Raw genomic sequence first — 23,086 nt, forward strand, 5'->3', positions numbered from 1 at the left:
CTCCGGAAGGTTCCCACCCCATGGTCTTCGATCCGTTCACCATCATCATGCTCGCCGTCCTGGCGGTCCTGATCTTCTTCATGTTCCGCAATTCGCGGAAGCGGCAGCAGGAGATGCGCGACCTCCAGTCGAAGGTCGTGCCGGGTGCGCAGGTGATGACGAACTTCGGGGTGTTCGGCACGATCCTCTCCATCGACGAAGACGAGAACAAGGTCGAGCTCGAGGCCGGCCCCGGCACGGTACTCACCGTGCACCGCCAGACCATCGCGCGCGTCGTCGACGCGGTCGAGGCGCCCGTCGCCGGCTCGACGCCCGTCATCGAGACCGAGCCGGAGTTCGGCGAGCGCGCCGCCGAGACGCCTCGCGACGACACCCCCGACACCAAGAAGTCCGAAGGCTGAGCGACCCGAAACCCGACGCTCGGCCCGCGCGATGCTGCGCGGACTCCTGCACAGAAAGCAGAACACGTGGCTGCACCATCCAAGCGGTCCTCGCGACCCACGCCCGTCCGTAAGGCCTGGCGCTCCCTCACCTGGCTCGGCGTCCTCATCGTCGCGCTCTTCGGCATCAATGCCGCAGGCGTGATCTGGGGCGACGGCTCGTGGACGCCGAAGCTCGCGCTCGACCTCGAGGGCGGCACGCAGATCATCCTCGAGCCGTCGGTCGCCGACGGGGAATCGGTCTCGCAGGAGCAGCTCGACCAGGCCGTGTCGATCATCCGCCAGCGCGTCGACGCGTCCGGCGTCTCCGAGGCGGAGATCAACACTCAGGGCGGCCAGAACGTCGTCGTCGCGATCCCGGGTGAGCTCGACGAGCAGACCCGAGCGCGGATCGAGTCGTCCGCGAAGCTCGAGCTGCGGCCGGTGCTGCTCGCCGACGCGGCGACCAACCAGTCGATCGACCCGAGCGCCAGCCCCGAGCCCGAGGATGGCGCCGAGGAGGAGCTCGAGTCCACGCCCACGGCCGAGCCGACCGACGCGAGCGACCCGGCCTGGGTCACGCCGGCGCTGCAGGACCAGTTCGACACCTTCGACTGCGCCGCCGTCGACGAGAGCGGTGCGAACGTCGCCCCCGCCGACGAGCCGCTCGTCACCTGCGACGCGACGCGCACCATCAAGTACCTCCTCGGTCCGGTCGAGGTCGGCGGCGAGGACATCGTCGACGCGACGAACGGCATGGTGCAGACCCAGACCGGCGCCACGACCGGCCAGTGGGCCGTGAACATCATCTTCAACGAGCGCGGCGCCGAGCAGTTCGCCGAGGTCAGCCAGCGGCTGTTCGCGCTGAATGGGCAGACCCCGCGCGACCAGTTCGCGTTCGTGCTCGACGGCGCGGTGCTCTCCGCCCCCCAGATGAACGGCGTCATCACCGACGGCCGTCCGCAGGTGACCGGCAGCTTCACGCAGGAGTCGTCCAAGGCGCTCGCCGACCAGCTGAAGTTCGGCGCCCTGCCCATCAGCTTCGAGGTCCAGTCCTCCGACACGATCTCCGCCACGCTGGGCACGTCGCAGCTGCAGGCGGGTCTCGTCGCCGGCCTCATCGGCCTCGTCCTCGTCGTCATCTACACGCTGTTCCAGTACCGCCTCCTCGGGACGGTGACGATCGCCTCGCTCATCATCGCGGGCGTGATCACCTATCTCACGATCACGATCCTGTCGTGGCGCGAGGGATACCGGCTCTCGCTCGCGGGCATCGCCGGACTCATCGTCGCGATCGGCTTCACCGCCGACTCGTTCATCGTGTACTTCGAACGCGTGCGCGACGAGCTCCGCGACGGCCGGCCGCTCGTCGGCGCGGTCGAGGCCGGATGGAAGCGCGCGCTCCGCACGGTGCTCTCGTCGAAGGGCATGAACCTGCTCGCCGCGATCGTGCTGTTCATCCTCGCGGTCGGCAGCGTGCGCGGCTTCGCCTTCACCCTCGGTCTCACGACCGTGATCGACGTGATCGTCGTGATCCTCTTCACCCACCCGATGCTGCAGCTGCTCGCGCAGACCCGCTTCTTCTCGAGCGGCCACCCCTGGTCGGGCCTCGACCCGAAGGCGCTGGGCGCGGTCTACCGCGGTCGCGCCGAGTTCCGGAAGCCCGTCCAGGTTCCCGCGACGAAGGTCGCTTCGAGCTCGCGCGAGGCGCAGCGCCGACAGACGATCGCCGAGCGCAAGGCGGCACAGGTCGACGCCACCGTGGGCGCCGGCGAGAGCAAGGAGTCCTGATGGCCAACCGCCTCACCACCTTCGGCAACGACCTCTACACGGGCAAGCGCTCGTTCAACTTCATCGGCGGGCGTCGCAAGTGGTACACGATCGCCGCCGTGCTGCTGATCCTGTCGGCGCTCGTGATGGTCGTCCGCGGCTTCAACTTCGGCATCGAGTTCCGCGGAGGCTCGCAGTTCCAGATCACCGGCGTCGCCGAGGCGACGCAGGACCCGGCCGCCCAAGCGGTCGAGCAGGTCGCCCCCGGCACCGTGGCTCGCATCACGGTCGTCGGCGACTCGGGCGTGCGCGTCCAGACGGAGCAGCTCGAGAAGACGGAGTCCGAGGAACTCGTCGTCGCCCTCGCCGACGCCTACGGCGTCGACCGGAGCGAGGTCACCTCGTCCTTCATCGGGGCGAGCTGGGGTGCCGACGTAACCCGTCAGGCGATCCTCGGCCTCCTGGCCTTCCTCCTGCTCGCGGGCATCGTGATGGCGCTCTACTTCCGAACCTGGAAGATGTCGGTGGCGGCGATCCTGTCGCTCATCGGGGACCTCGTCCTCACGGCCGGCGTCTACGCGGCCGTCGGCTTCGAGGTGACGCCCGCGGCGATGATCGGCATCCTGACGATCCTCAGCTACTCGCTCTACGACACGGTCGTGGTGTTCGACAAGATCCGCGAGAACACCGCCGAACAGGGCGAGGAGTCCCGGCGCACGTTCGCCGAGTCGGTCAACCTCGCCGTGAACCAGACCCTGGTGCGATCGATCAACACGAGCGTGGTCGCGGCCCTGCCGGTCGCCGCCATCCTCTTCATCGGCGCGGGTGCGCTCGGGGCCGACACGCTCCGCGACATCTCGCTCGCCCTGCTGATCGGCATCATCGTCGGAACCTGGTCGACGGTCTTCATCGCCGCGCCGCTCTACTCGCAGCTCCGCGAGGGCGAGCCGGCGATCAAGCGCCACGACCAGCGCGTGCTGAAGGAGCGGGAGCGAGCCGGTGTCGCCGGCGCGTCGACCGCCGTCACCGCCTCCTGAGCGTCCGCTCGGAGCTCGTGGCGCGCGCCCCGCACTCGAGCAGTGATAATTGAGGTCTGGAGGTGCGGCGGCGATGACTGAGACCGGAGTCAACTCGACGGCATCGTTGCGCCGTCTGGTGCCCCGGATCTTCTCGAAGGCCGTCCCGTCCGGCGCCGTCGATGCGGTCATCCGCACGGTGCGCATGCACCATCCGAAGGCCGACCTCGCGGTCATCGAGCGGGCCTACACCGTCGCCGAGCGCGCGCACGAGGGACAGAAGCGTCGGAGCGGCGAGCCGTACATCACCCACCCGATCGCCGTCGCGCAGATCCTCGCGGACCTCGGCATCGGATCGAAGGCGGTGGCCGCGGCACTATTGCACGACACCGTCGAGGACACGGCGTACACGCTCGACCAGCTGCGAGCCGACTTCGGCGACGAGATCGCGATGCTCGTCGATGGCGTGACCAAGCTCGACAAGGTCAAGTACGGCGACTCCACCCAGGCCGAGACCGTCCGCAAGATGATCGTGGCGATGTCGAAGGACATCCGCGTGCTCATCATCAAGCTCGCGGACCGGCTGCACAACGCCCGCACCTGGGGATTCGTGCCGGCTCAGTCGGCCGCGCGCAAGGCGACCGAGACGCTCGAGATCTACGCGCCGCTCGCGCACCGCCTCGGCATCCAGACGATCAAGTGGGAGCTCGAGGACCTGTCGTTCGCGGTGCTCTACCCGAAGCTCTACGCCGAGATCGAGAGCCTCGTGAAGCAGCGGACGCCGCAGCGCGAGGAGTACGTGCAGTCGGTGATCGACATGGTCTCCGACGACCTGAAGGGCGCGCGGATCCGCGGCAAGGTGGTCGGGCGTCCGAAGCAGTACTACTCGATCTACCAGAAGATGATCGTGCGAGGCCGCGACTTCGACGACATCTACGACCTCGTCGGGATCCGCGTGCTCGTGAACTCGGTGCGCGACTGCTACGCGGTGCTCGGATCCATCCACGCACGCTGGACCCCGGTGCCCGGGCGGTTCAAGGACTACATCGCGACCCCGAAGTTCAACCTGTACCAGTCGCTCCACACGACCGTGATCGGCCCGAAGGGCCGCCCGGTCGAGATCCAGATCCGCACCCACGACATGCACCAGCGCGCCGAGTACGGCGTCGCGGCGCACTGGAAGTACAAGGAGCGGATGGCGGGCGGCCGCGCCGAGGTGGGCGGCCCGAAGGACGACGCCGATATGGCGTGGCTCGCGCACATCTCCGACTGGCAGGCCGAGACCGCCGACCCGGGCGAGTTCCTCGACTCCCTCCGCTTCGAGATCGGTGCCAAGGAGGTCTACGTCTTCACGCCGAAGGGCCGTGTGATCGGGCTTCCCTCGGGAGCGACGCCCGTCGACTTCGCGTACGCGGTGCACACCGAGGTCGGGCACCGCACCATGGGGGCGAAGGTGAACGGCCGCCTGGTCCCGCTCGAGAGCGTGCTGACGAGTGGCGACGTCGTCGAGGTCTTCACGTCGAAGAACCCGGACTCCGGACCCAGCAAGGACTGGCTCAACTTCGTCAAGAGCCCACGCGCGCGGAGCAAGATCCGCCAGTGGTTCACCAAGGAACGTCGCGACGAGGCCATCGAGCACGGTCGCGACGCGATCGCCCGAGCGATGCGCAAGCAGAACCTGCCGCTGCAGAAGCTGATGAGCCAGGACTCCTTCGCCGAGGTGGCCGCCCAGCTGCGCTATGAAGACGTCTCGGCGCTCTACGCCGCGGTCGGCGAGGGACACGTCTCCACGCAATCGGTGATCGAGAAGGTCCTCGCACTCGTCCAGGACGAGGACGACGTCGAGGAGCCCGCCCTGCCGCTGCCCACGCGGTCGCGCTCGCTGCCGCGCAACAGCGACTCCGGAGTGCTGGTCCGGGGCGCGCCCGACATCCTCGTCAAGCTCGCACGCTGCTGCACGCCCGTCCCCGGCGACGAGATCGTCGGATTCATCACCCGCGGCTCCGGGGTCTCCGTCCACCAGGCGACGTGCCACAACGTGCAGTCGCTGCTCCGCGAGCCCGAGCGCATGATCGACGTCGAGTGGGCACCGAGCTCGAAGAGCGTCTTCCTCGTGCAGATCCAGATCGAAGCCCTCGACCGGGCGGGCCTGCTCTCGGATGTCACCCGCGTGCTCTCCGAGCACCACGTCAACATCCTGTCGGCGAACGTCTCGACGTCGACGGATCGGCTGGCCATCAGCCGCTTCGTGTTCGAGATGGGCGACACGACGCATCTCGACCGGGTGCTGAACGCCGTACGCCGCATCGACGCCGTCTACGACGTCTATCGCGTCAGCGACGGCTGACGCACGGCCGCATCCAACCGCGCCAGCGCGCGGGACTTGTGGGGGAGCCGGTGCGCCGCCGCGACCCGAGTGCGTAGTCGCTCGTCGAGTCCGGGCGTCGTCTCGAGCAGTGCGCTGACGACCCACGCGACCTCCGCGTCGTCGGCCTCGGCATCGCGCAGCAGGTCGAATCCGGTGCGGGTCGGCGTCGTGCAGCGGATGCCGCCGATCTCGACGACCTCGGCGGCCTCGATCACCACCTCGCGGACGATGCACGACGGGTCGATCCAGGAGGAGCCGCGGTCGGCGTAGGGGATGCAGTACTCCGCGACGGCGGGCGGCGCGGGCAGGGCACCGTGCACCCATGCCGCCGAACGACGCTCGACGATGAGCCGGCCCGGCGGGACGGGGGCGACCGCGGCGGCGCGCAGGGCGGGCAGGTCCGGTTCGTCGACCGGGCACCAGCCGCCCCCGATGGCCATGAGCTCGCCGTCGAGACGCGCCGCGCACAGCTCGGGGAGGGGAAGGTCATCGGTGCACAGCACCGCGGGGAGTCGCGCCATGCCGCCATCGTGCCGCACCCGTCGCCCCACGCGACGGCGCCCGGTCCTCCCTGTGGAGAACCGGGCGCCGAGGCGATGCGTGGGGGAGCGCTCAGCCTCCGACGGCCTTGAGCCAGGCGCGGCGCGCCTCGAGCGCCTCGCGGGCTTCGGCCGCGGCCTTCGCGTCGCCGGTGGCCTCGGCGTCGGCGAGCTCCGCCTCGAGCTTGGCGATGGCGTCGTGCAACTGACCGAGCATGCCCTCGGAGCGCGCCTTCTTCTCGGGGTCCTCGCGCTGCCAGCGCTCGTCCTCGAGCGCTCGGACGTGATTCTCGACCTTGCGCAGGCGGTCCTCGATCGTGCGCACCTGGTCGCGCGGAACACGACCGATCTCGTCCCAGCGGCGCTGGATGCCGTTCAGGGTGGTGCGGGCGGAACGCGGGTCCTTCGCCGTGAGCAACGCGTCGGCCTCGTCGAGCAGTGCGAGCTTCTGCTCGAGGTTCGCGCGGTACTCCTCGTCGTCCTTCGCGTCGATCTCGGCCTTCGCCTGGAAGAGCACGTCGCCGGCGGCCTTGAACTTCGCCCACAGGGCGTCGTCGACCTTCTTGCCCGCGCGACCCGCGAGCTTCCACTCGTCGAGCAGCGAGCGGTACTCCGCCACGCCGTCGGCACCGCGCGGCGCGAGCGCCTCGGCGCGCTCGATGAGGCGCTGCTTGCGCTGGCGCACGTCGCGGTGGGCGGCGTCGAGCTCGGCGAAGAACGCCTTGCGGTGCTGCTCGATCGTCGAGCGCGCGGTGCGGAACCGCTTCCAGAGGTCGTTGGCCTCGCCCTTGGGCAGGCGCGGGCCCTCCTGCTGGTGCTTCTGCCAGGCGGCGAACAGTGCGTCCAGCTCGGCGCTCGTCTGCTTCCACTGCGTCTTCGCCGGGTCCTGCGCGGCCAGCGCCTCAGCCTGCTCGACGATGCGGGTGCGCTCGGCGATCGCCGCCTCGACCGCGGCCTTCGCCTCCGCCTGCTGCTGGGCGGTGAGCTCCTGGGTGGTACCGGAGAGCGCCTCGAGGCGGCGCTGGAGGGACTCGAGGTCGCCGACCGCGTGCGCGTCGGCCACGTTGGCCTGCAGCGTGGCCACGGCCTTGGCGACATCCGCTGCCGGTGCACCGCGACGCACGCGCTGCTCGAGGAGCGCCACGGCGCCCGCCAGGTCGGAGTACTTGCGCTCGAAGTACGCGAGCGCCTCCTCCGGCGTGGCGTCGGGGTACTGCCCGACCTCGCGCTCGCCCTCGCTGGTCCGCACGAAGACGGTGCCCGTCTCGTCGACGCGGCCCCACGGTTGCTGTGCTGAATCGGTCACGGACTCACCCTGTCGTCGGTCGGATGCCGCATGCGCGGCGGATGACGGCATCAAGCCTATTGCACCCCGAGAATCGTGGGCGGCCGGTGGCGGACCCCCGCGTCGGGGCGGCGCGGAGGGCGCTTCGCCGGTCGGTCACTCCACGTCGAAGGACGTGATGGTGACGGGTCGGACGGGCTGGCCGTCCGGTGCCTCGTCGACCGTGCCGAAGTCGATGATCTCGCTGCGGAGCGCGTCCAGGCCGTCGGTCACGCGCCCGATGACCGTGTAGCCGCCCGCCTCGTCCGCGGTCAGGGTCGTGTCCTCGTAGACGATGAAGAACTGGCTGCCCTGGCTCTCGGCGTCGCCGGCCTGACGGGCCATCGCGATGGTGCCGGCCGGGTAGACGCCGTCCTCGGGCGCGTTCTCGATGGGACCGTACGTGTAGCCCGGGCCGCCGGTGCCGTCGCCGTTCGGGTCGCCGCACTGCAGCACGAACAGGCCTTCGGTCGTGAGTCGGTGGCACCCGAGGCCGTCGTAGAAACCGGACTGCACGAGGCTGATCGTGCTGGAGACCGCCTGCGGGGCGGCCGCGCCGTCGAACTCGATCGACAGGGTGGTGTCGTTGAGCGTGAGCGCGCCCACCCACGTGCGGTCGCCCGCGAGCTCGGCGGAGGGCACCGGCTGGGGCGTCTCGGTCGCTGCGGGCGTGGCCGTGGGCTCGGCCTCGGGCGAGCCGGGGCCGCCGTCGAAGTAGAGGAGCTGCGCGGCGGTGGCGAGCGCCAGCACGACGACGAGGGCGATGCCCGCGATGACGTTGTCGCGCCGCCGACGTCGGACGGAGCGGGCGTGGACCTCCTGCCGTGCCTGGTAGGTGCGCAGTCTCGCGCGCGCCTCGCGCGCCTGACGGTCGTTCGTTGCCACGCTGCTCCTTCTCGGGATCCTGCGACGGAACTCTACGCAACGGCGGCATCGGGGTGCCAATCGCCGCGGCCTCCGCCGAGCGGTGGCCGGGAAGCGCTGTCGGATGCCGCGGCTACGCTGGTCGGCATGGTGGATACGGCTGCGGGCCTGCGCTCGGGCGCGACGCCGCTCGCGGTGCGCATGCGGCCGCGGAGCCTCGACGAGGTGGCCGGTCAGCGCCACCTGCTCACACCCGGTTCGCCCCTCGTCGCGCTCGCCGCCGACCGGACGGGCGAGTCCGGCGCGGTCTCCGTCATCCTCTGGGGGCCGCCCGGCACGGGCAAGACGACGCTCGCGCAGGCGATCGCGCGGTCGTCGGGGCGCAAGTTCGTCGAGCTCTCGGCCGTGACCGCCGGCGTGCGCGACGTCCGCCAGGTCATGGAGGAGGCGCGGGCCAACCGCGACCTGTACGGCGTCTCGACCGTGCTCTTCCTCGACGAGATCCACCGCTTCACCAAGGCGCAGCAGGACGCCCTGCTGCCCGGCGTCGAGAACGGCTGGGTCATCCTCGTCGCCGCGACGACCGAGAACCCCTCGTTCTCCGTGATCTCGCCGCTCCTGTCGCGGTCGCTGCTGCTCACCCTCGAGACGCTCGACGACGACGACCTCGGGATGCTCGTCGACCGAGCGGTCGCCGACCCCCGCGGCCTCGCCGGGCGGGTCGCGCTCGAGCCCGAGGCGCGTGCGGCGATCATCCGGCTCGCCTCCGGCGACGCCCGACGCGCCCTGACCGCGCTCGAGGCCGCATCGCTGTCCGCGACGGCCGGGGCCGAGGCGGAACGCTCCGGGGGCTCGGGTGCCGCGTCGGCCGACGGCGACGACGACGCGGATGCCGCGGCATCCGTCGACGGCGACGAGCCCGCCGTCCCCGTGATCACGCCCGAGACCGTCGCCCGCGCGGTCGATCGCGCGCTCCTGCGGTACGACCGCGACGGCGACGAGCACTACGACGTGATCAGCGCCTTCATCAAGTCGGTCCGCGGCAGCGACGTCGACGCGGCCCTGCACTACCTCGCGCGCATGATCGAGGCAGGGGAGGACCCCCGCTTCATCGCGCGACGCATCATCGTCCTGGCCTCCGAGGACATCGGCATGGCCGACCCGACGGCCCTCGGGGTCGCGGTCGCGGCCGCCGACGCGGTGCAGTACATCGGGATGCCGGAGGGGCGCATCCCCCTCGCGCAGGCGGTCGTCCACCTCGCGACCGCGCCGAAGTCGAACGCGGCGTACCTGGGCATCGACCGCGCCATCGCCGACGTGCGGGCGGGCAAGGCCGGCCGGGTCCCGAAGCACCTCCGCGATGCGCACTACCCGGGCGCGAAGCGGCTGGGGCACGGCAAGGGGTACGTCTACCCGCATGACGACCCCATCGGCGTCGTCCCGCAGCAGTACCTGCCCGACCCGCTGCGCGGGGCGGTGTACTACACGCCGACCGAGCACGGCAATGAGCGCGACGTGTCGTCCCGACTGGGCAAGCTGCGGCGCATCGTGCGCGGTGAACGCTGAGCCGGGCGTTCGTGGTAGCATTTCCGTTGGCCTGAAGCCAGATTCTCGCGTGCGGCTGCGCGGTTTCCACGGCGAAGGGCGCGACCTGTAGCCGGTCCGCCCGTGGCGAACCCCTCTGACAAGTCTTTCCGGCGCCTCGCGCGCCCGGAACCACACCGTTCGAGAATCCTCCGAAAGGACATCGTGACCAGCCAGTCCCGAAGCAAGACCCGCCTCTCCCGCGCGCTCGGCGTCGCCCTCACCCCGAAGGCCGCCAAGTACATGGAGAAGCGCCCGTACGCTCCCGGTGAGCACGGCCGCACCAAGCGCAAGCAGGACTCCGACTACGCGGTCCGCCTCCGCGAGAAGCAGCGCCTGCGCGCCCAGTACGGCATCCGCGAGAAGCAGCTGCGCATCGCGTTCAACGAGGCTCGCCGCACCGACGGCCTGACCGGTGAGAACCTGGTCGAGCTGCTCGAGATGCGCCTCGACGCGCTCGTGCTCCGCGCCGGCTTCGCCCGCACCATCTCGCAGGCCCGCCAGTTCGTGGTGCACCGCCACATCACCGTCGACGGCCGCATCGTCGACCGCCCCTCCTTCCGCGTGAAGCCGGGCCAGATCATCGGCGTCAAGCAGCGCTCCGAGGGCACCGAGCCCTTCCAGGTCGCCGCGGCCGGCGGCCACGTCGACGTGCTCCCCAAGGTCCCGGGCTACCTCGAGGTCGAGCTCGACAAGCTGCAGGCGAAGCTCGTGCGTCGCCCGAAGCGCGTCGAGGTGCCCGTCACCTGTGACGTGCAGCTCGTCGTCGAGTACTACGCCGCCCGCTAGTCGGCGGTTTCGGAACGGGGTCGCGGTTCGCCGCGGCCCCGTTCGTCGTCCCGGCGGGGAGTGCCGCGCACACCCTAGACTGGACGGACGCGTGCGCATCGCACGCCGCAACGCCCGACCTCTCGAGGAGTGAGACGTGAAGAGCATCCTGTGGTTCGCCGTCGGCGTCGCGACCGGCTTCGCCGTCGCGCACCAGGTCAACCGCACCGCGCAGGGCCGGGAGTTCTTCGCGGGCCTCGACGCGAAGGCGCGCGCCTTCGGCCGCGCTGTCGCCGAGGGCTACCACGCCCGAGAGGCCGAGCTCCGCGCCGCCGAGCAGTCCTGACGCTCGGGCGCGACGACGCCCTCGCCCGCCGTGCGGGCCGCTCCGCCACCCCCTGATCCAGAACGGAACCATGCAGACTGCCGAGATCCGCCAGCGCTGGCTCGACTTCTTCGCCGCTCGCGGCCACACGGTCGTGCCGTCGGCCTCCCTCGTGTCCGACGACCCCTCGCTGCTCTTCACCGTCGCCGGCATGGTGCCCTTCGTGCCCTACCTCACCGGCGTGGTGCCAGCGCCCTACGACCGGGCGACGAGCGTGCAGAAGTGCATCCGCACGAACGACATCGAAGAGGTCGGGAAGACGCCGCGCCACGGCACGTTCTTCCAGATGAACGGCAACTTCTCGTTCGGCGACTACTTCAAGGAGGGAGCGATCCAGTACGCCTGGGAGCTCCTCACGACGCCCGAGGCCGACGGCGGCTACGGCTTCGACCCGGCCGACCTGTGGGTCACGGTGTACGAGGACGACGACGAGGCGCGCGAGATCTGGCGCCGCGTCGCCGGGCTGCCCGACGACCGCATCCAGGGCCTCGGCAAGGACACGAACTACTGGCACACCGGTCAGCCCGGCCCCGCCGGACCGTGTTCCGAGATCTTCTTCGATCGCGGGCCCGAGTACGGCGCCGACGGCGGCCCCGCCACCGACGACGACCGGTACGTCGAGATCTGGAACCTCGTGTTCATGCAGTACCTCATCGACGACGTGCGGTCGAAGACCGATTTCCGGATCGTCAAGGAACTGCCGAAGAAGAACATCGACACCGGCATGGGCCTCGAGCGCGTCGCGTTCATCAAGCAGGGCGTCGACAACATGTACGAGATCGACCAGGTGCGCCCGGTCCTCGACGCTGCCGCCGACCTGTCCGGCCGACGCTACGGCGCCGACCACGACGACGACGTGCGCATGCGCGTCATCGCCGACCACATCCGGTCCGCGCTCATGCTCATGAGCGACGGCGTCACGCCGTCGAACGAGGGCCGCGGGTACATCCTGCGCCGCCTGCTCCGTCGCAGCATCCGGGCCATGCGCCTGCTGGGCGTCGAAGGACCGACCTTCGAGCGCCTCTTCGCGGCGTCCCGCGACGCGATGAAGGCCGCATACCCCGAGGTGGCCGAGAACTACCGCCAGATCGAGCAGCTCGCGCTCGGCGAGGAGGAGACGTTCCTTCGCACCCTGAGCGCCGGCACGTCGATCCTCGACCAGGCCGTGGCGAAGACCAAGGGCACGGGCTCCGACCTGCTCGCGGGCGACACCGCCTTCCTGCTGCACGACACCTACGGCTTCCCGATCGAGCTCACCCTCGAGATGGCCGAGGAGGCCGGGCTGTCGGTCGACCGGCACGCCTTCGACTCGCTCATGGCCGACCAGCGATCGCGCGCGAAGGCGGACGCGAAGTCGAAGAAGAAGGTCCTCGCGGACCTCTCGGTCTACGCCGACCTGCGGGCTCGCGGCGAGACGGTCTTCACCGGGTACACCGACCTCCTGACCGACTCGACCGTGCTCGGCATCCTCGTCGACGGTCGGCCCGCCACGAAGGCCACCCAGGGGCAGACCGCCGAGGTCATCCTCGCCGAGACCTCCCTCTACGCCGAGTCCGGTGGTCAGGCGCCCGACCAGGGCCGCATCGTCGGCGACGGGTTCGACCTCGAGGTGCTCGACGTGCAGAAGCCGGTCAAGGGCCTCATCAGCCACACGGTCAAGGTCACGTCGGGCGAGGTCGGCGTCGGCGTGCCCGCCACGACGGTGGTCGACGAGCACTATCGCCGCGGCGCGACCCAGGCGCACTCCGGCACCCACCTGGTGCACGCCGCGCTCCGGCAGGTGCTCGGTCCCAACGCGCATCAGTCCGGCTCGTTCAACAAGGCCGGCTACCTGCGGCTCGACTACGGCTGGAACCAGGCGCTGTCGACCGCCACGCGCAGCGAGATCGAGGAGATCGCCAACGACGCCGTGCGCGACAACCTCGAGGTCGTCACGCGCGAGATGCCGATCGATGAGGCCAAGGCGCTCGGCGCCATGGCGCTGTTCGGCGAGAAGTACGGCGACGTCGTGCGCGTCGTCGACATCGGCGGTCCGTGGTCGCGCGAGCTCTGCGCCGGCACGCACGTCACGCGCAGCGCCGAGATCGGGATGATCAACATCATCGGCGAGTCGTCGGTCGGCGCTTCGAACCGTCGCGTCGAGTCGCTCGTCGGACAGGACGCGTTCCGTCGATTCGCTGCCGAGCGCGCCCTGGTGAACGAGTTGACCTCGACGCTCAAGACGCGCCCCGAGCAGCTGGTCGACCGGATCGGCGAACTGGTGTCGAGCCTGAAGGCCGCCGAGAAGCGCATCCAGCAGTTCGAGACGAAGGCGCTGAACGACCGCGTGCCCGACCTCGCGGGCAAGGCCGAGCGACTCGGCGACCTGCTCGCGGTGGTCCAGCCCGTGGGCGCGCTCGGCTCGGGCGACGAGCTCCGGTCGCTCGCGACCGCGGTGCGCGGTCGACTCGGTGATGCGGCATCCGTCGTCGCGCTCGTCGGCGAGGTCGGCGGCAAGCCGCTGGCCATCGCGGCCACCTCGCCCGCCGCGCGCGAGGCCGGCGCGAACGCGGGCTCGATCGCGAAGGCGATGGCGGGCGCGCTCGGCGGGGGAGGCGGCGGCAAGCCCGACCTGGCCCAGGGCGGCGGCAACGACCTCTCGGCCGTCCCCGCCGCGCTCGAGGCGGCACGGTCGGCGATCACGCGATGACATTGCGGCCCGGCGCGCGACTCGGCATCGACGTGGGCCGGGCGCGCGTCGGCGTGTCCCGTTGCGACCCGTCGGCGATCCTCGCGGTCCCCGTCGAGACCGTGGCGCGCGACGCGGACGGCGACGACGACATCCGTCGCATCCTCGAACTCGCGACGGAGCACGAGGCGATCGAACTGGTGGTCGGCAATCCGCTGTCGCTGTCGGGCACGTCGACGGCCTCGACCGACGATGCGGTGGCGTTCGCCGAGCGGCTCGCGGCAGCCGGTGCAGCGGTCCGGCTCGTCGACGAGCGGATGTCGACGGTGAGCGCGCAGCAGGCGCTGCGGTCGGCCGGCAAGTCGTCGCGCAAGCAGCGTCCCATCATCGACCAAGCGGCAGCCGTTATCATTCTGCAACACGCCATCGATGCCGAGCGGGCATCCGGCACCGCTCCCGGACGAACGATCTCCGCCGACGAAGGGCTCTGACCCCGTGACCCAGCTCCCCCCAGAGCAACGACGCGGCTCCGACCCGCAGCCTCCCTCCGATTGGGATGCCATCCTGTCGGGCAGCGCTCCGCCCACGCCGCCGAGGGGGGTGCCAGAGCCTCCACCGCAGCGCCGCCCGGAGCCCGCGGCGCCCTCGGCGTCCATGCCGGACGACGCGCCGCCGCCACGCAGCCGACGCGAACTCCGCGAGGCCGAGCAGCGGCGAGCCGCCGAGGCCGAGCAGCGGCGGACCGCCGAGCACGAGTTCGAGCGGGCGCCCGTGCCGGACGGCCGCGAGCCCCGTGAGCCCCGCGAGCGCCTGGTCTCCTCCGCAGAACCCGAATCCCGCGTCCGGCGGGAACCGGTGCGGACGCGTCCGGAACCCGACCTTCTGAACCCCTGGGATGACGACCCGGCGCCGCGCTCCTCCCGAGCGGACCGGCGCGCCCTCGCCGACCTCGACCTCGACGAGCACGAGGTCGAGCAGCGCCGGCGCGGTCGCGGCGCGCTCGGATGCCTCGTGGCGTTCCTGGTGCTCGCGGGCCTCGTGGTCGCCGCGGTGTTCTTCCTGCAGGGTCCGATCAACTCGGTGCTCGACCGCTTCCAGCCGCCGGAGGACTACAGCGGGTCCGGCTCGGGCGAGGTCGTCTTCATGATCGAGGACGGCGACGGCGGCGAGACCATCGCCGCGAACCTCGCCGAACAGGACATCGTGGCCTCCGCCGAGGCGTTCATCGACGAGATGAGCGCACGCGATGCCGCGCCGACGTTCTACCCGGGCGCGTACCGGATGGCGAACCAGATGAGCGCCGAAGCCGCGCTCGACGCCCTGCTCCACCCCGCGTCGAAGATGGAGAACACCTTCGTCATCCAGGAGGGCCTCTGGGCGCGCGACGCCCTCGAGGCGGCATCGGCGGCCACGGGCATCCCGCTCGAGGAGTTGCAGGCCGCCGCGGCCGACCCCCAGGCGCTCGGGCTGCCCGCCGAGGCGAAGTCCGTGGAGGGCTTCCTCTTCCCGGCCACCTACACCTTCGGGCCCGATGTCACGGCCGAGCAGCTGATCCAGACCCTGGTCGATCGGACCTTCCAGTCGCTCGACGCCGCCGGCGTGGCCCCGGAGGACCGCTGGGAGACCATCATCATCGCCTCGCTCATCGAGCGCGAGTCCGGCTCCGAGGCCGACTCCTACAAGGTGTCGCGCGTCATCCAGAACCGCCTCGATCCGGCCCAGTTCGACAGCGGACTGCTGCAGTTCGACTCGACCGTGCACTACGGCACGGGTGACGACTCGGTCGTCACCACGACCGACGCGGAGCGCGCCGACGCGTCGAACCCGTACAACACCTACGTGCATCCGGGGCTGCCGCCGGGGCCGATCGGCAACCCGGGCGACGTCGCCATCGACGCCGCCCAGAACCCCGAGCCGGGGCCGTGGCTGTACTTCGTGACCGTGAACCTCGAGACCGGCGAGACCGTGTTCTCCGCGACGTTCGCCGAGCACGAGCAGGCGGTGCAGCGGTTCTACCAGTACCTCGAGGAGAACGGCTAGATGCCGACGGATGCCGCGACGCCGGCGCCCGGCGCCGGTGACGCCCGGCGCCGCCTCGCGGTGCTGGGCTCGCCCATCGCGCACTCGAAGAGCCCGGCCCTCCATCGCGCCGCCTACGAGCGGCTCGGGCTCGACTGGACCTACGACCGGATCGAGGTGGGCGAAGGCGGCCTCGCACGGTTCGTGGATGGTCTCGGCCCGGACTGGCGCGGGCTGTCGCTCACGATGCCCCTGAAGGGCGAGGCGCTCGTGCTCGCCGACGAGGTGGAGCGCCTCGCCGAGCGGGCCGGTGCGGTCAACACGCTGCTCCTCTCGCCCGACGGCCGGCGGCTCGGCTTCAACACCGACATCGGCGGGATCGTGCGCGCGCTCGGCGACGCCGGCGTCCACGCCATCCGACACGGCGTGCTCGTCGGCGGGGGAGCCACGGCCGCATCGGCCCTCGTGGCGATGGCCGAGCTCGGCGCCGTGAGCGTCGACGTGTGCGTGCGCGACGCCGGCCGGGCGGCATCCGTCGTCGATCTCGGCCACGCGCTCGGCCTCGTCGTCGACGTGCGGCCGCTCGACCACCTCGCTTCCCGCGCCGAAGCCGACCTCGTGATCAGCACCGTCCCCGGCGGGACCGACCTCGGCGTCGCGCCGTCGGACGACCTCGCCGCGGCCCCGCTCCTCGACGTCGCCTACGCGCCGTGGCCGACGGCGCTCGCGGCGGCGTGGACCGAGCGCGGCGGCGCCGTCGCCCACGGACTCGGCATGCTCATCCACCAGGCCCTGCTCCAGGTGCGGGTCTTCCTCACGGGCGATCCGCTCGCCGAGCTCCCCGACGAGGCGGCCGTGCTCGACGTCATGCGGCAGGCCGCCTGACCGGGCTGTGGGAGGATGGTGGGCATGCTCCGTTGGCTCACCGCGGGTGAATCGCACGGCCCCGAGCTGGTCGCGATCCTCGAAGGACTCCCCGCCGGCATCCCGGTCACCCTCGACGACATCCGCGCCGACCTGGCGCGCCGCAAGCTCGGCTACGGTCGTGGCGCCCGCATGAAGTTCGAACAGGACGAGCTCGCGATCTCCGGCGGCGTCCGGCACGGGCTCACGCTCGGCAGCCCCGTCGCGCTCCGCATCGGCAACACCGAGTGGCCGAAGTGGCAGCAGGTCATGAGCGCCGAACCGGTCGACCCCGCGACGCTCGGCAAGGGCCGCGGCGCGCCGCTGACCCGTCCGCGTCCGGGCCACGCCGACCTGGTGGGCATGCAGAAGTACGGCTTCGACGAGGCCCGGCCGGTGCTCGAGCGCGCGAGCGCCCGCGAGACCGCGGCCCGAGTCGCGCTCGGCGCCGTCGCGCGCGCGTTCCTCGCGGAGCTCGGCATCCGACTGGTGTCGCACACCGTCGCGATCGGGCCCGTCCGCGTGCCCGAGGGCAGCGCGCTGCCGATGCCGTCCGACGTCGACGCGCTCGACGCCGACCCGCTGCGCTGCTTCGACCCGGCGACGAGCGAGCGCATGGTCGCCGAGGTGGATGCCGCGCACAAGGACGGCGACACCCTCGGCGGCGTGGTCGAGGTGCTGGCCTACGGCCTGCCGCCGGGGCTCGGCTCGCACGTGCACTGGGATCGCCGCCTCGACGCGCGGCTCGCGGCCGCCCTCATGGGCATCCAGGCGATCAAGGGCGTGGAGGTCGGCGACGGCTTCCTCACCACGACGCGACGCGGTTCCGCCGCGCACGACGAACTGCACCTCGCCGACGGGCGGATCGTCCGCGCGAGCGACCGCGCCGGCGGCACCGAGGGCGGCATGTCGACGGGCACCGTCCTGCGCGTGAGCGCCGGCATGAAGCCCATCGCCACCGTGCCGCACGCCCTTCCCACGGTCGACGTGGCGACGGGCGAGCCGGCGCCGGCGCACCACCAGCGGTCGGATGTCTGCGCGGTCCCCGCGGCCGGCGTGGTCGCCGAGGCCATGGTCGCGCTGACGCTCGCCGACGCCGTGCTCGAGAAGTTCGGCGGCGACTCGGTCGCCGAGACCCGCCGCAACCTCGAGGCGTACCTCGCCGCGATCCCGGACTCGCTCGCGAGCCAGGTGGCGGCGTCCGATGCGGTCCGTGCCTGAGTCGACGCCGGGCACCGGCGCGCCGCGGGTCGTGCCGCTGCCGATCGTGCTCGTGGGGCCCATGGGCGCCGGCAAGTCGCGCGTGGGCGCCCGGCTCGCGGCATCCGTCGGTGCGCCGTTCGTCGACACCGACCAGCGGATCGTCGAGCGCTACGGACCCATCGACGAGATCTTCGCCCGGGAGGGCGAGGACTACTTCCGCATCATCGAGCGCGAGGTCGTGGCGGAGGCGCTCCGCGAGGAGGCGATCGTCTCCCTCGGCGGCGGCGCCGTGCTCGACGCCGACACGCGCGACGACCTCGCGAGCGTTCCGGTCGTCTGGCTCCAGGTGTCGGCCGAGGCCGTCGCACCCCGGCTCTCGGGAGGCACCCGACCGCTCCTGGCCGACGGCGGGCTCGACCGCTGGATCCGCATCCGCGACGAGCGGCGCCCGCTGTACGAGCAGGTCGCGGGACTCACCATCGACACCTCGCGTCGCTCGGTCGCGCGGATCGTCGACCGCATCACCGAGTGGGCAGGGGCACGTGCATGAGCGAGACCGGAGCGACCACCATCCGAGTGGGCGGTGAGGGCGACGCCGGGTACGACGTGGTGATCGGCCGCGACCTGCTGGCCGGCGTGGGCGACGCGATCGGCTCGGCCGCGGCGAAGGTGCTGATCGTGCACCCGCCGACGCTCGGCGCGCGCGCGGCAGCGCTGCGCGAGTCGCTCGCCGGTCGCTACGAGGTGCTGCTCGCCGAGGTGCCCGACGCCGAACAGGCCAAGCGCGTCGAGGTCGCGGCGTTCTGCTGGCAGATCCTCGGCCAGGCCGACTTCACGCGCACCGACGTGATCGTCGGTTTCGGCGGGGGCGCGATCACCGACCTCGCGGGCTTCGTCGCGGCGACGTGGCTCCGCGGCGTCCGGATCGTGCAGCTGCCCACGACGGTCCTCGGCATGGTCGATGCGGCGATCGGCGGCAAGACCGGCATCAACACCAACGAGGGCAAGAACCTCGTCGGCGTCTTCCACGCCCCGGCGGCGGTGCTCTGCGACCTCGAACTGCTCGACACCCTGCCGCGCAACGAGATCCTCGCGGGCTTCGCCGAGGTGGTGAAGGCCGGGTTCATCCGATACCCCGAGATCCTCGAGGTGATCGAGGCCGACCCGGATGCCGCGACGGACCCGACGACGCCGGAGTTCCGCCGGGTGGTGGAGCTCGCGATCCGCATGAAGGCCGAGGTCGTCTCCGAGGACTTCCGGGAGGCCGGGCTCCGCGAGATCCTGAACTACGGCCACACCCTCGGCCACGCGGTCGAGCACGCCGAGCGGTACCAGTGGCGCCACGGCGCCGCCGTGGCGGTGGGCCTCGCGTTCGCCGCCGAACTCGGCCGCCTCTCCGGGCGTCTGTCGGACGAGGTCGCCGACCGGCACAAGCGCGTGCTCGACCTGCTGAGCCTGCCCACCTCGTACCCGGCCGGCCGCTGGAACACCCTCCTCGCGACCATGCAGCGGGACAAGAAGGCGCGGGCCGGCCAGCTCCGGTTCATCGTGCTCGACGACCTCGCCAAGCCCACGGTCATGCTCGCGCCCGACCAGTCGCTGCTGTTCGCCGCCTACCAGGAGATCGCGTCCTGAGCGACCGGGGCGACGGATGCCGCGCCGCTAGGCTTCGAGCATGACGACGATCCTCGTGCTCAACGGGCCGAACCTCGGCCGACTCGGCTCGCGCGAGCCCGAGGTGTACGGCGCTGAGACGCTCGCCGACATCGGCGACCGGCTCGCGGCATCCGTGCCCGAGGGCGTCGAGATCGACCTGCGCCAGACCGACGACGAGGCCGAGCTCGTTCGCTGGATCCACGAGGCCGTCGACCGTCGCACGCCGGTCGTGCTGAACCCGGCCGCGTTCACGCACTACAGCTACGCACTGCGGGATGCCGCGGCCCAGCTGAAGACCGCCGGGGTGCCGCTCGTCGAGGTGCACCTGTCGAACCCGCACGCGCGCGAGGCGTTCCGGCACACGAGCGTCATCTCCGGGGTCGCGACGGGCGTCATCGCGGGCTTCGGTGCCGAGTCGTACCGCCTCGCGATCGACTGGCTCCTGCGGCATCCGTAGCTCTCGACTAGACTCGATCGGTCGCACGCCGCGTCGTGCGCCTTCGACTTCCCCGTCCTCCACCGAACGGATCACCCATGGCAAGCACCGCTGACATCAAGAACGGCGTCGTCCTCAACATCGACGGCCAGCTCTGGAGCGTCGTCGAGTTCCAGCACGTCAAGCCCGGCAAGGGCGGTGCGTTCGTGCGCACCAAGCTGAAGAACGTCGTCACCGGCAAGGTCGTCGACAAGACCTACAACGCCGGCGCCAAGGTCGACATCGAGAACGTCGACCGTCGCGACTTCACGTACCTCTACAGCGACGGCGACGGCTTCGTCTTCATGGACCAGACCGACTACGACCAGCTCACGGTCCCCGCCACGGTCGTCGGCGACGCCAAGAACTTCATGCTCGAGAACCAGGCCGTGACCATCGCGCTGAACAACGGCAACCCGCTCTACATCGAGCTGCCCGCGTCCGTCGTGCTCGAGATCACCTACACCGAGCCCGGCCTGCAGGGCGACCGCTCCACCGGCGGCACCAAGCCCGCCACCGTCGAGACCGGCTACGAGATCCAGGTGCCGCTGTTCCTCGAGACCGGCACCAAGGTCAAGGTCGACACCCGCTCGGGCGACTACCTCGGCCGCGTGAACGACTAGTGAGCGCCCGTACGAAGGCGCGCAAGCGCGCCCTCGACCTGCTCTACGCCGCCGACCTGCGCCAGATGCCGGTCGAGCAGTTGCTCGCCGCCGAGGCGGAGCGCGCGGTGAACGAACCGGAGCGTCAGGCCTCCTGGCTGTACGCGCGCGAGATCGTCGACGGCGTCGTCGACCACCGCGACGAGATCGACGAGGTCATCACGACGAACTCGCGGGGCTGGACCCTCGAGCGCATGCCGGCCGTCGACCGAGCGCTGCTGCGCATCGGCGTGTGGGAGATCCTCTACAACGACGAGGTCCCCGACGCGGTGGCCATCTCCGAGGCGGTCGAGGCCGCGACGGTGCTCTCGACCGACGACTCCGCGGGCTTCGTCAACGGCCTGCTCGCGGCGATCTCCCACTCGAAGGGCTGATCACCCGCGGTCGCGTGCGCGCACGCGGTCGATGAGCGCGAGCGTGTGCGCGACCACCTCCGCCGGGCCGTCGTGCTCGGCGAACCGCGCGGCGAGCTCACGCGACCGGCCACGAATCGCGGCGTCCCGGGACACGCGGCGCCACGCGTCGAGGATGGCGCGTGGTCGCGGTCGTCCCGTGCGCAGGTCGATCCCGGCGCCCGCCCAGGCGACGCGCGCCGCCGCTTCCGGCTTGTCGAGGTCGCCGCCGGCGACCACGAGCGGCACGCCGTGCGCGAGCGCGGCGAGCACGCCGCCCCATCCGCCGTTGGTGATCATCACGTCCACGTGCGGGAGGAGGGCCGCGTGCGGGACGAACCCCGCGACGCGCGCGTTCGGCGGCACCGGGAAGGGGAGCGGTGCAGCGTCGGGCCGCCCGGTGGTCGCCACGACCAGCACCGGCTGGCGGCCGAGCGCGGCGAACGTCGGAGCGATCAGGTCGGAAGGGTCGAGGTTCTGCGTGCCCTGGGTGACATGCACCACGGGCACTGCGGACCGCACGACCTCCGACCACCACTCGGGGAGCGCCGGGGAGGGTCCGGGCGTCGGGGAACGTCTCGCGAGCTCGCCCACGAACACGATGCGACCGGTCGGATCCTCGCGCGGGTACTCCAGTTCCGGAACCCCGACGGCGCATACCAGGTCCGGTGACGCGGTCGCCTCATCGAACCGGGCCCTGCCCGGTCCGAGGCCGGCCCGGGTCCGCTCGTCGCGATAGGCGCGCTGGATGCCGCGGGTGGCCGACCGCGCTGCACGCCGGAGCGCTGCGTCGCGCGCTCGCTCGGCGGCGTTCCGGGCGGGTGCGATCCCGAGCCCGGGAGGCGGAAGCCGCCGACTCGGCAGCGCCAGCGGGGTGGTGCTCACCGAGACCCACGCGGTGCCCGTGCGTTCCGCGGCGAAGGCGGCACCGAGCGAGGTCGCATCGGCCACGACGGCGTCCCACGGGCGCCCCCTCCACGCTTCGAGCAGGTCCGCGCACTGGCCGGCGCCCGACCGCACGAACAGGTGCTCCACGTTGGCGAGCATCTGCCTCGGCCCGCGCCGGCCCGCCAGTTCCGGGTACGACCCGGACGGGTCGTGCTCGTCGAAATCGCGCGCCGACCGCCAGAGGATCACGTCCGCGCCGACCGCCGAGAACGCCGACTCGTAGGCGGCGCCGGTGTAGGCGCGAACGCGGTGGCCGCCCGCCACGAACGCGCCGGCGACGGCGGCGAGCGGCCCCGCGTGCCCGTGGAACGGCATCGCCGCGACCATCACGTCGGCCATGAGCGATCGCACCACGACCGGGCGGCGTGCGGCGGCCCCCGAACGGGGTGGAACGCCGTGTCCGCCCTGAGCGCCGACCGGGGCATGCCCCGCCGGGCGGCCCGGACCAGCCCTCGCCGAAGACCCGCGCGAGCCAGGATCCACCGCCGTCCGGGCGTCGATTCACTGGAGTGGTCGCCCGTTCGCGGCGGCCGCCACCGAAACGATCGCTCTGGAAGGAGCACCGCCATGTCCACCCTCTCCGCCCACACCGGGTTGCACCCCGTCCCGCACCGCGACCCGGCCGACCGTCTCGCGCCGCTACTCGCTCGGGCCTCGGCCGCCGAGGCCGTACTGAAGGCCTTCCTGCTGCGCTGGAGCATCCCCGCGCTGCGCGTGGCACTCGGCGCCGTGTTCGTCGCGTTCGGCGTCCTGAAGTTCATCCCGGGAGTGAGTCCCGTCGAGCCGCTCGTCCAGGCGACGTGGGGCGTCCTGACGTTCGGTCTCGTCGGCGGGCAGCTCGCGATGGTGCTGACGGCCGTCATCGAGACCGTCGCCGGAGTCGCGCTCATCTCGGGCGTCTTCGCCCGCTTCGGCCTCGTCATGCTCGCCGTCGCGTTCGTCGGGATCTTCTCGCCCATCGTGTTCTTCACGAGCGAGCTCGTCACGGCCGCCGGCCCGACGCTGCTCGGCCAGTACATCGCGAAGAACGTCGTGCTCGTCGCCGCGGCGCTCGTCGTCGCCTCCCGGGTGCTCCGCGGTCCGCGCTCGACCGAGTGAGCCGGCGGTGCCGGTCGCCAGACGG

Annotated in this window: 22 protein-coding genes; 18 read left to right on the plus strand and 4 right to left on the minus strand. The window is 71.6% G+C overall.

Features of this window, described 5'->3' with window-relative positions:
- The first annotated feature begins 20 nt into the window (after positions 1 to 20).
- The 4 genes from yajC (at position 21) to RH861_RS08830 (ending at position 5,552) form a co-directional block, all read left to right on the plus strand.
- Positions 21 to 401: a preprotein translocase subunit YajC gene (gene yajC / locus RH861_RS08815; RefSeq protein ID WP_310520684.1), complete on the plus strand. Its 381-nt coding sequence runs from the start codon at positions 21 to 23 to the stop codon at positions 399 to 401.
- Positions 402 to 467: 66 nt separating this feature from the next.
- Entirely contained in the window at positions 468 to 2,210 is a 1,743-nt protein-coding gene (gene secD, locus RH861_RS08820) for a protein translocase subunit SecD (protein WP_310520685.1), read from the plus strand.
- Positions 2,210 to 3,226: a protein translocase subunit SecF gene (secF, locus tag RH861_RS08825; protein WP_067947238.1), complete on the plus strand. Its 1,017-nt coding sequence runs from the start codon at positions 2,210 to 2,212 to the stop codon at positions 3,224 to 3,226. Before secD ends, secF begins: the two co-directional genes overlap by 1 nt.
- 73 nt (positions 3,227 to 3,299) lie before the next feature.
- A complete protein-coding gene (locus RH861_RS08830) occupies positions 3,300 to 5,552 on the plus strand; it encodes a RelA/SpoT family protein (protein WP_067947240.1) in 2,253 nt (750 codons plus the stop codon).
- Here the strand turns inward: RH861_RS08830 and RH861_RS08835 are convergent.
- From RH861_RS08835 to RH861_RS08845, 3 genes are all read right to left on the minus strand, one after another.
- Positions 5,531 to 6,094: a hypothetical protein gene (locus tag RH861_RS08835; RefSeq protein ID WP_310520686.1), complete on the minus strand. Its 564-nt coding sequence runs from the start codon at positions 6,092 to 6,094 to the stop codon at positions 5,531 to 5,533. The two genes, RH861_RS08830 and RH861_RS08835, sit on opposite strands and share 22 nt — an antisense overlap.
- 91 nt (positions 6,095 to 6,185) lie before the next feature.
- A complete protein-coding gene (locus RH861_RS08840; protein ID WP_310520687.1) occupies positions 6,186 to 7,418 on the minus strand; it encodes a DUF349 domain-containing protein in 1,233 nt (410 codons plus the stop codon).
- 135 nt (positions 7,419 to 7,553) lie between these two features.
- The gene (locus RH861_RS08845) at positions 7,554 to 8,321 is read right to left on the minus strand and encodes a peptidylprolyl isomerase (protein WP_310520688.1); all 768 of its coding nucleotides are present in this window, start codon (positions 8,319 to 8,321) and stop codon (positions 7,554 to 7,556) included.
- A gap of 126 nt (positions 8,322 to 8,447) precedes the next feature.
- Here RH861_RS08845 and RH861_RS08850 point away from each other — a divergent pair, with 126 nt between their 5' ends.
- The 13 genes from RH861_RS08850 (at position 8,448) to nusB (ending at position 20,997) form a co-directional block, all read left to right on the plus strand.
- Positions 8,448 to 9,866: a replication-associated recombination protein A gene (locus tag RH861_RS08850; protein ID WP_310520689.1), complete on the plus strand. Its 1,419-nt coding sequence runs from the start codon at positions 8,448 to 8,450 to the stop codon at positions 9,864 to 9,866.
- A 183-nt stretch (positions 9,867 to 10,049) separates the two neighbouring features.
- A complete protein-coding gene (gene rpsD / locus RH861_RS08855; protein ID WP_067947246.1) occupies positions 10,050 to 10,673 on the plus strand; it encodes a 30S ribosomal protein S4 in 624 nt (207 codons plus the stop codon).
- A 136-nt stretch (positions 10,674 to 10,809) separates the two neighbouring features.
- Complete coding sequence (locus RH861_RS08860) at positions 10,810 to 10,998, plus strand: hypothetical protein (protein ID WP_067947248.1); 189 nt, start codon at positions 10,810 to 10,812, stop codon at positions 10,996 to 10,998.
- A gap of 70 nt (positions 10,999 to 11,068) precedes the next feature.
- Complete coding sequence (alaS, locus tag RH861_RS08865; RefSeq protein ID WP_310520690.1) at positions 11,069 to 13,726, plus strand: alanine--tRNA ligase; 2,658 nt, start codon at positions 11,069 to 11,071, stop codon at positions 13,724 to 13,726.
- 2 nt (positions 13,727 to 13,728) lie between these two features.
- On the plus strand, positions 13,729 to 14,196 hold the full coding sequence (gene ruvX / locus RH861_RS08870; RefSeq protein ID WP_310520819.1) for a Holliday junction resolvase RuvX: 468 nt from the start codon (positions 13,729 to 13,731) through the stop codon (positions 14,194 to 14,196).
- A gap of 163 nt (positions 14,197 to 14,359) precedes the next feature.
- Entirely contained in the window at positions 14,360 to 15,745 is a 1,386-nt protein-coding gene (gene mltG / locus RH861_RS08875; RefSeq protein ID WP_310520691.1) for an endolytic transglycosylase MltG, read from the plus strand.
- Complete coding sequence (locus RH861_RS08880; protein ID WP_310520692.1) at positions 15,746 to 16,609, plus strand: shikimate dehydrogenase; 864 nt, start codon at positions 15,746 to 15,748, stop codon at positions 16,607 to 16,609. It begins immediately after the preceding gene.
- 24 nt (positions 16,610 to 16,633) lie between these two features.
- Positions 16,634 to 17,848, plus strand: a complete 1,215-nt coding sequence (aroC, locus tag RH861_RS08885; RefSeq protein ID WP_067947255.1) for a chorismate synthase — start codon at positions 16,634 to 16,636, stop codon at positions 17,846 to 17,848.
- Entirely contained in the window at positions 17,841 to 18,380 is a 540-nt protein-coding gene (locus tag RH861_RS08890) for a shikimate kinase (protein ID WP_310520693.1), read from the plus strand. The genes aroC and RH861_RS08890 overlap by 8 nt, the downstream gene beginning before the upstream one ends.
- Positions 18,377 to 19,465 (plus strand): 3-dehydroquinate synthase, encoded by a 1,089-nt coding sequence (gene aroB / locus RH861_RS08895; protein ID WP_310520694.1) that lies wholly within the window; start codon positions 18,377 to 18,379, stop codon positions 19,463 to 19,465. The genes RH861_RS08890 and aroB overlap by 4 nt, the downstream gene beginning before the upstream one ends.
- Before the next feature lie 40 nt (positions 19,466 to 19,505).
- The gene (locus tag RH861_RS08900; RefSeq protein ID WP_067947259.1) at positions 19,506 to 19,943 is read left to right on the plus strand and encodes a type II 3-dehydroquinate dehydratase; all 438 of its coding nucleotides are present in this window, start codon (positions 19,506 to 19,508) and stop codon (positions 19,941 to 19,943) included.
- A gap of 77 nt (positions 19,944 to 20,020) precedes the next feature.
- Positions 20,021 to 20,584 (plus strand): elongation factor P, encoded by a 564-nt coding sequence (gene efp / locus RH861_RS08905; RefSeq protein ID WP_067947260.1) that lies wholly within the window; start codon positions 20,021 to 20,023, stop codon positions 20,582 to 20,584.
- Entirely contained in the window at positions 20,584 to 20,997 is a 414-nt protein-coding gene (gene nusB, locus RH861_RS08910) for a transcription antitermination factor NusB (RefSeq protein ID WP_310520695.1), read from the plus strand. The genes efp and nusB overlap by 1 nt, the downstream gene beginning before the upstream one ends.
- Here nusB and RH861_RS08915 read toward each other — a convergent pair whose 3' ends face one another.
- Positions 20,998 to 22,302, minus strand: a complete 1,305-nt coding sequence (locus RH861_RS08915; RefSeq protein ID WP_310520696.1) for a nucleotide disphospho-sugar-binding domain-containing protein — start codon at positions 22,300 to 22,302, stop codon at positions 20,998 to 21,000.
- A gap of 228 nt (positions 22,303 to 22,530) precedes the next feature.
- Between RH861_RS08915 and RH861_RS08920 the strand changes: the two genes are divergently transcribed.
- On the plus strand, positions 22,531 to 23,061 hold the full coding sequence (locus RH861_RS08920; protein ID WP_310520697.1) for a DoxX family membrane protein: 531 nt from the start codon (positions 22,531 to 22,533) through the stop codon (positions 23,059 to 23,061).
- The last annotated feature ends 25 nt before the right edge of the window (positions 23,062 to 23,086 follow it).

The sequence above is a fragment of the Agromyces indicus genome, from assembly GCF_031432295.1.
GTDB lineage: Bacteria > Actinomycetota > Actinomycetes > Actinomycetales > Microbacteriaceae > Agromyces > Agromyces indicus.

Bases quoted from the DNA above. Each gene is read 5' to 3' on its own strand.
- RH861_RS08830 (WP_067947240.1), top strand. From the start codon at position 3,300: ATGACTGAGACCGGAGTCAACTCGACGGCATCGTTGCGCCGTCTGGTG.
- mltG (WP_310520691.1), top strand. From the start codon at position 14,360: ATGCCGGACGACGCGCCGCCGCCACGCAGCCGACGCGAACTCCGCGAG.
- aroC (WP_067947255.1), top strand. From the start codon at position 16,634: ATGCTCCGTTGGCTCACCGCGGGTGAATCGCACGGCCCCGAGCTGGTC.
- RH861_RS08915 (WP_310520696.1), bottom strand. From the start codon at position 22,302: ATGGCCGACGTGATGGTCGCGGCGATGCCGTTCCACGGGCACGCGGGG.
- RH861_RS08835 (WP_310520686.1), bottom strand. From the start codon at position 6,094: ATGGCGCGACTCCCCGCGGTGCTGTGCACCGATGACCTTCCCCTCCCC.
- aroB (WP_310520694.1), top strand. From the start codon at position 18,377: ATGAGCGAGACCGGAGCGACCACCATCCGAGTGGGCGGTGAGGGCGAC.
- RH861_RS08850 (WP_310520689.1), top strand. From the start codon at position 8,448: ATGGTGGATACGGCTGCGGGCCTGCGCTCGGGCGCGACGCCGCTCGCG.
- RH861_RS08880 (WP_310520692.1), top strand. From the start codon at position 15,746: ATGCCGACGGATGCCGCGACGCCGGCGCCCGGCGCCGGTGACGCCCGG.
- efp (WP_067947260.1), top strand. From the start codon at position 20,021: ATGGCAAGCACCGCTGACATCAAGAACGGCGTCGTCCTCAACATCGAC.
- secF (WP_067947238.1), top strand. From the start codon at position 2,210: ATGGCCAACCGCCTCACCACCTTCGGCAACGACCTCTACACGGGCAAG.
- RH861_RS08900 (WP_067947259.1), top strand. From the start codon at position 19,506: ATGACGACGATCCTCGTGCTCAACGGGCCGAACCTCGGCCGACTCGGC.
- yajC (WP_310520684.1), top strand. From the start codon at position 21: ATGGTCTTCGATCCGTTCACCATCATCATGCTCGCCGTCCTGGCGGTC.
- RH861_RS08920 (WP_310520697.1), top strand. From the start codon at position 22,531: ATGTCCACCCTCTCCGCCCACACCGGGTTGCACCCCGTCCCGCACCGC.
- alaS (WP_310520690.1), top strand. From the start codon at position 11,069: ATGCAGACTGCCGAGATCCGCCAGCGCTGGCTCGACTTCTTCGCCGCT.